The organism is Bradyrhizobium sp., from assembly GCF_030646015.1.
GTDB lineage: Bacteria > Pseudomonadota > Alphaproteobacteria > Rhizobiales > Xanthobacteraceae > Bradyrhizobium.
This window is the reverse complement of sequence record NZ_JAUSLT010000051.1, coordinates 1-7,315: the sequence shown is the minus strand read 5'-3', so window position 1 is coordinate 7,315 and position 7,315 is coordinate 1. Positions and strand designations below refer to the sequence as shown.

Sequence of the window (7,315 nt, the reverse complement as noted above, 5' to 3'; positions counted from 1 at the left end):
CGGGCGCTGCTCACCGCCGTGCCGATCGCCGACCCGAAGCGGGCGCGGCTGCGCAACATCGACGCGCTGACCGGCGAAATTCCCTCCCCCATCAACCCGCCCTCCGGCTGCACTTTCAGGACGCGTTGTCGTTACGCCATAAGCCTTTGCGCCGAAAAACGCCCCCTCCTCGAAGACGTCGGACGGGGACGGCTCGTCGCCTGCCACCGCTGGCGCGAAATCGACGACACGCCGGCGGTACTCGAGGCCGTTTAGGCCCTCCAGAGCGTTGACAGAGGCCGGTTTTGCCTCTATTCGTCCCGCCAATCCAAAGGGCGCGCAGCGCCTCTTTTTGTTTCTGTCCGAGGTTCGACGATGAAGGTCCGCAATTCCCTCAAGGCCCTGATGACGCGTCATCGCGCCAACAAGCTGGTGCGTCGTCGCGGCCGCATCTACATCATCAACAAGGTCGACAAGCGCTACAAAGCCCGCCAGGGCTGAACGCCTGTCACCTCGGGCTGGACCCGGGACAGCTTGAGACGGCCCGCCTCGGCGGGCCTTTTTGTTGCCCGCGGCAGTCGCTACACCGCAAACGCCGCGAGAATCCTGATCCAGGAGCGGATGCCCTTGTGGAAGCTCTTGAGATCGTATTTCTCGTTCGGCGAATGGATGTTGTCGTCGTCGAGCCCGAAGCCGACCAGCACGGTGTCGAGGCCGAGGGTGCGCTTGAAATCCGCGACGATCGGGATCGACGCGCCGGAACCCATCAGCACGGTTTCCTTGCCCCATTCCTCGGTCAGCGCGCGCCTGGCGGCGGCGAGCGGCTTCATGTTCCAGTCGAGCGCGATCGCCGGCGCGCTGGAATGATCGCCGAACTCGGCGGTGCAATCGCCGGGCAGCCGCGCGGTGACGTAGTCGCGAAACGCCTTTCGGATCTTGTCGGGCTGCTGCCCCTCCACCAGCCGGAACGAGATCTTGGCGGAGGCATGCGCCGGGATCACCGTCTTGGAGCCCTCCCCGGTATAGCCGCCGATGATGCCGTTGACGTCGCAGGTCGGCCGCGAGGAGATCTGCTCGATCAGCAGACGGCCTTTCTCGCCGGCCGGAACGGAAAGCCCGATCGGCTTGAGAAAGGATTCCGGCGTCAAATCGAGCTTCGACCACTGGGCGAGAACGTCGGGCGGCAGATCCTTCACCCCGTCATAGAAGCCGGGGATGGTGATGCGGCCGTCATCGTCGAACAGGCCGCCGAGGATTCGCGTCAGCACCCGGATCGGGTTCTGCGCGCCGCCGCCGAAGATACCGGAGTGCAGGTCGCGGTTGGCGGCCTTGATCCAGACTTCCTCGTAGACCAGTCCGCGCAGCGAGGTGGTGATCGCAGGCGTGTTCGGATCCCACATGCTGGTGTCGCAGACCAGGGCGAAGTCCGCCTTGAGATCGTTCTTGTTCGCCTCGAGAAACGGCACGAAATTCTTCGATCCGATTTCTTCCTCGCCCTCGATGACAATGGTGATGTCGACCGGCAGCGAACCGGTGACGGATTTCCATGCGCGGCAGGCTTCGACGAAGGTCATCAACTGGCCCTTGTCGTCCTCGGCGCCCCGCGCGACGATGATCTTCCGCCCGTCGGCATGGTCGGTGACCGCAGGTTCGAACGGCGGGCGATGCCAGAGATTGAGCGGATCGACCGGCTGCACGTCGTAATGACCGTAGAACAGCACATGCGGCCGCCCCGCGCCACCACCATTGAGCTTGGCGACAATGGCGGGATGACCGGCGGTCGGCCTGACCTCGGTGGCAAAGCCGAGCGTCGCGATGTCGGCGGCGAGATGGTCGGCCGCCGCCCTGCAATCGCCGGCAAAGGCGGGATCGGCCGAGATCGACTTGATCCGCAGCAGCGCAAACAGCCGCTCCAGGCTGTTGTCGAAATCCGCATCAATGCGATCGAGAACCGGTTGAATTTGCGCCGCGTTGGACATTGCGATCTTCCCTGGGATTAGCGGGGTTGCTGTTGGATGACAGGTTGTAGCCCGCCAGCGGTTGGAGACAAGACATCCGACGGCGGATGCAGGATATGCCAGACCAGCCCGCCCGTGATCACGGCGGCAGAAGCGAGATTATTCCCCCAGGCCTGCAGATCGTTCGGAAACACCGGAAACGACAGGCACATCAGGGCGCCCGCGAGCGCCAGCGCTCCCCATGTGCCGGCCCGGACCGCCGGGCGAGGGTCATAGGCCGCCCGATGGATCAGCACGGTGGCCGGAAAGAACAGCCACATGAAGTAATATTGTCGGGCCAGCGGCGAGGCCACGGTCATCAGGCAAAACAGGATGCCGAGTTCCTCGGCGTTCGACCGTGGCGTTATCCGCGCGCGCGCGGGCATCACCGCGAGAAAGCCGACCCCGATCAGGAACGATATCGCCAGCACGATCCAGTTGGCGGTCTTGAAATCGAGATCAGCCAGATTCATGGTGCGCGGCGGCTTCGTCGGATCATCCTGGTTGTAGTTGATCGGCCGCGTCAGCCGATGCGTCATCGCGATGATGGATTGATTGACCCAGGACCAGTTCTGCTCGTCGCGCTGGCCAAAGCCCTTCTCCGAGCTCGACCCCACCATGCCCTGGTACCACGTCTTCAACTCCGCGACGTTGTGCTGATAGCCACGGAACGGCGCCGGCAGCACGAACAGGAACACGCCCAGGAACACCACCATGCCTGCAACGGCGGCCCATTGCCTGCGCCAGATCAGATAGGGAAACACCGCCACCGGGAAAACCTTGATGGCGGTGGCGAGCGCAAACATGCTGCCTCCCATCCATGGCCGGCCATGCTGCAACAGCCAGAACCCGAACAGCATCAACGCCAGCAGAACCAGGTTCGGCTGCCCGAGATCGAACATGTCGAACACGAAGGTGATGGTGACGAAGCCCGGCAGCGCGAACAGCCAGGGGCCGGGCGTCCGCCCGGAGCCCGCCATCGCGTGCGAGAATTGCGCCGTCATCCACCACGCCACCGCGTTGAAGAGCGACAGGCATATATAGAGTGGTATCTTGCCGAAATAGCTGGGGATCGCCAGCAGCACCGCCGACAGCGGCGGATAGATGAAATCGAAGTAGCTGTTGGGATTGCTGGGATAGAGATCCTTGCCCGCCAGCACCTGCTGCCCGGCCCAGAACCACAGCGGATAGTCCTTGGTCTTGCCGTTGCCCCAGATCTCCGGAACCAGCACGTCAGCCGTCAGCGCGATGCAGCAGACCAGAAACAGAATATCGAGCGGCGCTCGCCACGACGGATATCTCAGCACACTGGAGCTTTCCGGAAGATCAGAGGGATCACGTCGCGGCATCGAATCCTATCGTCGCAGCAGCCCGCCGAGCGCGCCGCGCACCAGCGCGCGGCCGACCGAACTGCCCATCGCGCCGCCAAGGGATTTGCCGACACTGGCCGCGACGTTACCGGCCACCTGATTGGTGACCGTGCGCGTGACGCTTCGCGCGATGACCTGACCGGTCGACAGTTTTCCCCGCTTAACGTTCGTGCCGAAGATCGTCCCGACGATCGCGCCGATCTGCGCGAGAATTCCGCCGCCTCCCTCACCGCCGCCGGCCGAGCCATTGGCAGGCGCCGGCGCCGCGGTGTCGGCAACGCGCTTCTGCAACATCTCATAGGCGGAATGGGCATCGATCGTGGTGTCGTATTTGCCCTTCACCGGGCTCTTGCCCATGATCGCCTTGCGTTCCCCAGGCGTGATCGGCCCCATCCGCCCCGTCGGCGGCCGGATCATGACGCGCTCGACCATCGCCGGCGTGCCGTTGCCTTCCAGGAACGACACCAGGGCCTCGCCCTTGCCGAGTTCCGTAATGACCTTGGCGGTGTCGAGCTTCGGATTGGGCCGGAAGGTCTGCGCGGCCGCGGCGACCGCCTTCTGGTCGCGCGGGGTGAAGGCGCGCAACGCGTGCTGCACACGGTTGCCCAGCTGGGCCAGCACCTTGTCGGGCACGTCGATCGGGTTCTGCGTGACGAAATAGACTCCGACGCCCTTGGAACGGATCAGGCGTACGACCTGCTCGATCTTGTCCAGCAGCGCCTTCGGCGCATCGGTGAACAGCAGATGCGCCTCGTCGAAGAAAAACACCAGTTTCGGCTTCGCCAGATCGCCGACCTCCGGCAGTTCCTCGAACAGTTCCGACAGCATCCACAGCAGGAAGGTCGAATAGAGGCGCGGGCTCTGCATCAACTTGTCGGCGACCAGGATATTGACCATGCCGCGGCCGTCGCTGTCGGTCTTCATGAAATCTTTCAGAATCAGCGCCGGCTCGCCGAAGAATTGGCTCGCGCCCTGGTTCTCCAGCACCAGCAGCTGGCGCTGGATGGTTCCGACCGTGGCCTTGGTAACGTTGCCGAAGGCCAGCGCCGCCTTGCGGATCGGCGCCAGCGCATCCTCGTCGGCATCAGCGGCCTTCTTGCCCGCGGGAACGATCGCATCGAGCAGCGAGCGGAGATCCTTCAAGTCGATCAGCGTCAGCCCGTTCTCGTCCGCGACGCGGAAAGCAACGTTCAGGACACCCTCCTGCACGTCATTGAGGTCGAGCATCCGCGACAGCAGCAGCGGCCCCATTTCGGTGACCGTGGCGCGCACCGGATGGCCCTGCTCGCCGAACACGTCCCAAAACACCGTCGAAAACTGGTCGGGCTGGAACGCGAGGCCCATTTCAGTGGCCCGCTTGAGGATAAAGTCCTTGGGCTCACCGACTTCGGCGATGCCAGACAGGTCGCCCTTGATGTCGGCAGCGAACACCGGCACGCCCGCGCGCGCAAATCCCTCAGCCATCACCTGCAGCGAGACGGTCTTGCCCGTTCCGGTAGCGCCGGTGACGAGACCGTGGCGGTTGGCGAGCCCGAGCGTCAGCCACGCCGGCTGCTCGCTCTTGCCGATGAAAATCTTGTCGCCGGTATCGGCCATCTTGGTTTCGGACGTAGCCATTGCATCGCCTCTTCGCGCGCCCACCCAAGGCTTCAGTCAAGGGTTTCAGTCGCCAGACGCCATTATCATACTGCATCTTGCAGGCCGATTGAAACCGTTCAACCGCCTCCCCCCGGGGGATTGGACGCCGATTGGAAACCCCCGGGTTGTTCGAGATGAGATCGACCGGCGTCGTTCAATCGGTGGACGAAAGTTGTAGTGAAGCTGCTAGACCGGCGACAAATCTCCGTAGATTCCACGCCAACTCTTGCAACGCTGCAACACTGGCGACGCGATCTCGAATGAAAATAGCTTTCGCAAGCGGGGATCGCTTGTAATTCGTTACGCGGAAGATCAAGATAAATTCACAAGCAAGGACCCGGCAAGTAACGGGTCGAGGACGGGGCAATATGGACGAACTGATTGGGCAGCTGGCTGTAAAGGCCAGCATCGATGAAGCTGTGGCTGAAAAAACCATTGGCATCATCCTGGGCTTCCTCCGCAACGAGGGTCCTTCCGACAAGGTTCAGGCATTGATTGACCAGATTCCCGGCGCGGAAGCCGCTATCGCGGCTTCGAGCAACAGCGGCGGTCTTGCGAGGTTGATGGGCGGCGGCCTGATGGCGCTGGGAACCAAGTTGATGGGACTTGGTTTGGGTATGGGGCAAATTCAGAACATCGCACGTGAACTTTTCCGATTTGGCCGCGACAAAATCGGAGCGGATCAGATGGGCGAGATCATCGCAGGGACGCCGGGCCTCAGTCAGTTCGCTTAAAGCACCTTTTTGAATTCGAGTACCATGACATACCCCATCTCCGAGATTGACGGCCTGCCGGCCTTCGCCGCCTCCAAACTGAAATCGCTAGGCATTCGTACCACCGACGGGCTGCTTGAGGCTGCCAGCACGGCCAAGGGGCGAAAGGCGCTCGCGGCAAAGTCGGGCATCAGCGAGCAGCAGCTGCTCGAATGGGCCAATGTATCCGACTACATGCGGATTCCCGGCATGGGCAGGGCAAAGGTCGGGCTGGTGCGCGCCGCCGGTGTCACCACGGTTCGCGAACTCGCGCTGCGCAACCCGGCGCGGCTGGCGCAGAACATGAAAGATGTAAATACCAAGCGCAAACTCGTCCGAATTCTGCCTTCGGAAAAATCGGTCGAGCAGCTGATTGAAAAGGCTCGCAAGCTTCAGCCCAAAATCACGTACTAAAGGTTGCTTACCGGGCCGTTGCAGGCCGGTTCCGGCGGCGGCGCAGCATCTTGACTCCCCTGCGTGGACCGCGCAAAGCGACCGCATGATCGCGACCACGTCCAGACCCGCCCCATCGGCCGCTCCGGCAGATCGTCCGGTGCTGCGGGCGCTGTTGTCCCGGCCTTATCCTGCCGTGATGGGCGTCCTGAATGTGACGCCGGATTCATTTTCCGACGGCGGGCAGTTCATCGCGCCGGAGCGCGCGCTGGCACAGGCCCGCCGCATGATCAGCGAGGGCGCCGACATCATCGACATCGGCGCGGAATCCACCCGGCCCTACGGCGCACAGCCCGTCACGGCGGAGGAAGAGCTGCAGCGCCTGAGGCCGATCCTGGCCGACGTGGTGTCGCTCGGTGTACCCGTCTCCATCGACAGCATGAAATCGGCCGTCGTCGCCTGGGCACTCGATGCAGGTGCATCCATCGCCAACGACATCTGGGGCCTGCAACGCGACCCGGATATGGCGAGGCTCGTGGCGGCACGCCATTCGCCCGTCATCGTCATGCACAACCGCGATCGTGTCGATGCCGACATCGACATCATGAAGGATATCGCGGCTTTCTTCGCCCGCTCGCTGGAGCTCGCCGACAAGGCGGGCATTTCACGTGAGAATATCGTGCTCGACCCCGGCATCGGCTTCGGCAAGACCCCGGAGCAGAGCATGACGGCACTGGCCCGGCTCGATGAACTCGGCGCATTCGGCCTGCCGCTGCTGGTCGGCGCGTCGCGCAAGCGTTTCATCAGTTCGGTCATCCCCTCGGAGTCGCATCAGCGTCTGGGCGGCTCGATCGCGGCGCATCTCATTGCGGCCAGAGGCGGCGCCCGGATCATCCGGACCCATGACGTGGCGGAGACCCTGCAGGCGCTGCTGGTGGCTGCGGCAATCGGGGACAGACGATGACAGATACGATCTTCATCACCGGCGTCGTCATCCATGCCCGCCATGGCGTGATGGAGCATGAGACCGAAGTCGGGCAGCGTTTCGTCATCGATCTCGAGCTCTCGATCGATCTTTCGGAATCCTCGCGCACCGATCGGCTCGCCGATACCGTGTCCTATTCCAACGTGGTCGCGACGGCGACCGCGGCTTTCAAGAATGCCAATTACAAACTGCTGGAACGTG

At 63.1% G+C, this 7,315-nt stretch carries 9 protein-coding genes; 6 read left to right on the top strand and 3 right to left on the bottom strand.

Features of this window, described 5'->3' with window-relative positions; genetic code table 11:
• Both Q7T45_RS07795 and ykgO read left to right on the top strand, forming a co-directional pair.
• On the top strand, positions 1–255 hold a 255-nt coding region (locus Q7T45_RS07795), incomplete at its 5' end, for an oligopeptide/dipeptide ABC transporter ATP-binding protein (protein WP_370691234.1).
• Between the two features lie 99 nt (positions 256–354).
• Positions 355–480, top strand: coding sequence for a type B 50S ribosomal protein L36 (ykgO, locus tag Q7T45_RS07790; protein WP_304869402.1), 126 nt, complete (start codon positions 355–357; stop codon positions 478–480).
• An 80-nt stretch (positions 481–560) separates the two neighbouring features.
• Here the strand turns inward: ykgO and Q7T45_RS07785 are convergent, their stop codons facing one another.
• From Q7T45_RS07785 to Q7T45_RS07775, 3 genes are read right to left on the bottom strand one after another with little or no spacing between them, the layout of a single operon-like run.
• Complete coding sequence (locus Q7T45_RS07785; protein ID WP_304869400.1) at positions 561–1,958, bottom strand: M20/M25/M40 family metallo-hydrolase; 1,398 nt, start codon at positions 1,956–1,958, stop codon at positions 561–563.
• 17 nt (positions 1,959–1,975) lie between these two features.
• Entirely contained in the window at positions 1,976–3,325 is a 1,350-nt protein-coding gene (locus Q7T45_RS07780; RefSeq protein WP_304869398.1) for a glycosyltransferase family 87 protein, read from the bottom strand.
• A 6-nt stretch (positions 3,326–3,331) separates the two neighbouring features.
• Positions 3,332–4,963 carry a helicase HerA-like domain-containing protein gene (locus Q7T45_RS07775; RefSeq protein WP_304869396.1) on the bottom strand — a complete coding sequence of 544 codons (1,632 nt, stop codon included), beginning with the start codon at positions 4,961–4,963 and terminating at the stop codon, positions 3,332–3,334.
• A 389-nt stretch (positions 4,964–5,352) separates the two neighbouring features.
• Between Q7T45_RS07775 and Q7T45_RS07770 the strand changes: the two genes are divergently transcribed.
• The 4 genes from Q7T45_RS07770 to Q7T45_RS07755 form a co-directional block, all read left to right on the top strand.
• Positions 5,353–5,718: a DUF2267 domain-containing protein gene (locus Q7T45_RS07770; RefSeq protein ID WP_304869394.1), complete on the top strand. Its 366-nt coding sequence runs from the start codon at positions 5,353–5,355 to the stop codon at positions 5,716–5,718.
• A gap of 24 nt (positions 5,719–5,742) precedes the next feature.
• A complete protein-coding gene (locus tag Q7T45_RS07765; RefSeq protein ID WP_304869392.1) occupies positions 5,743–6,150 on the top strand; it encodes a DUF4332 domain-containing protein in 408 nt (135 codons plus the stop codon).
• An 85-nt stretch (positions 6,151–6,235) separates the two neighbouring features.
• Entirely contained in the window at positions 6,236–7,093 is an 858-nt protein-coding gene (gene folP / locus Q7T45_RS07760) for a dihydropteroate synthase (protein WP_304869390.1), read from the top strand.
• Positions 7,090–7,315, top strand: a 226-nt coding sequence (locus Q7T45_RS07755; protein WP_304869387.1) for a dihydroneopterin aldolase, incomplete at its 3' end; no start/stop codon positions are given. The genes folP and Q7T45_RS07755, both read left to right, overlap by 4 nt.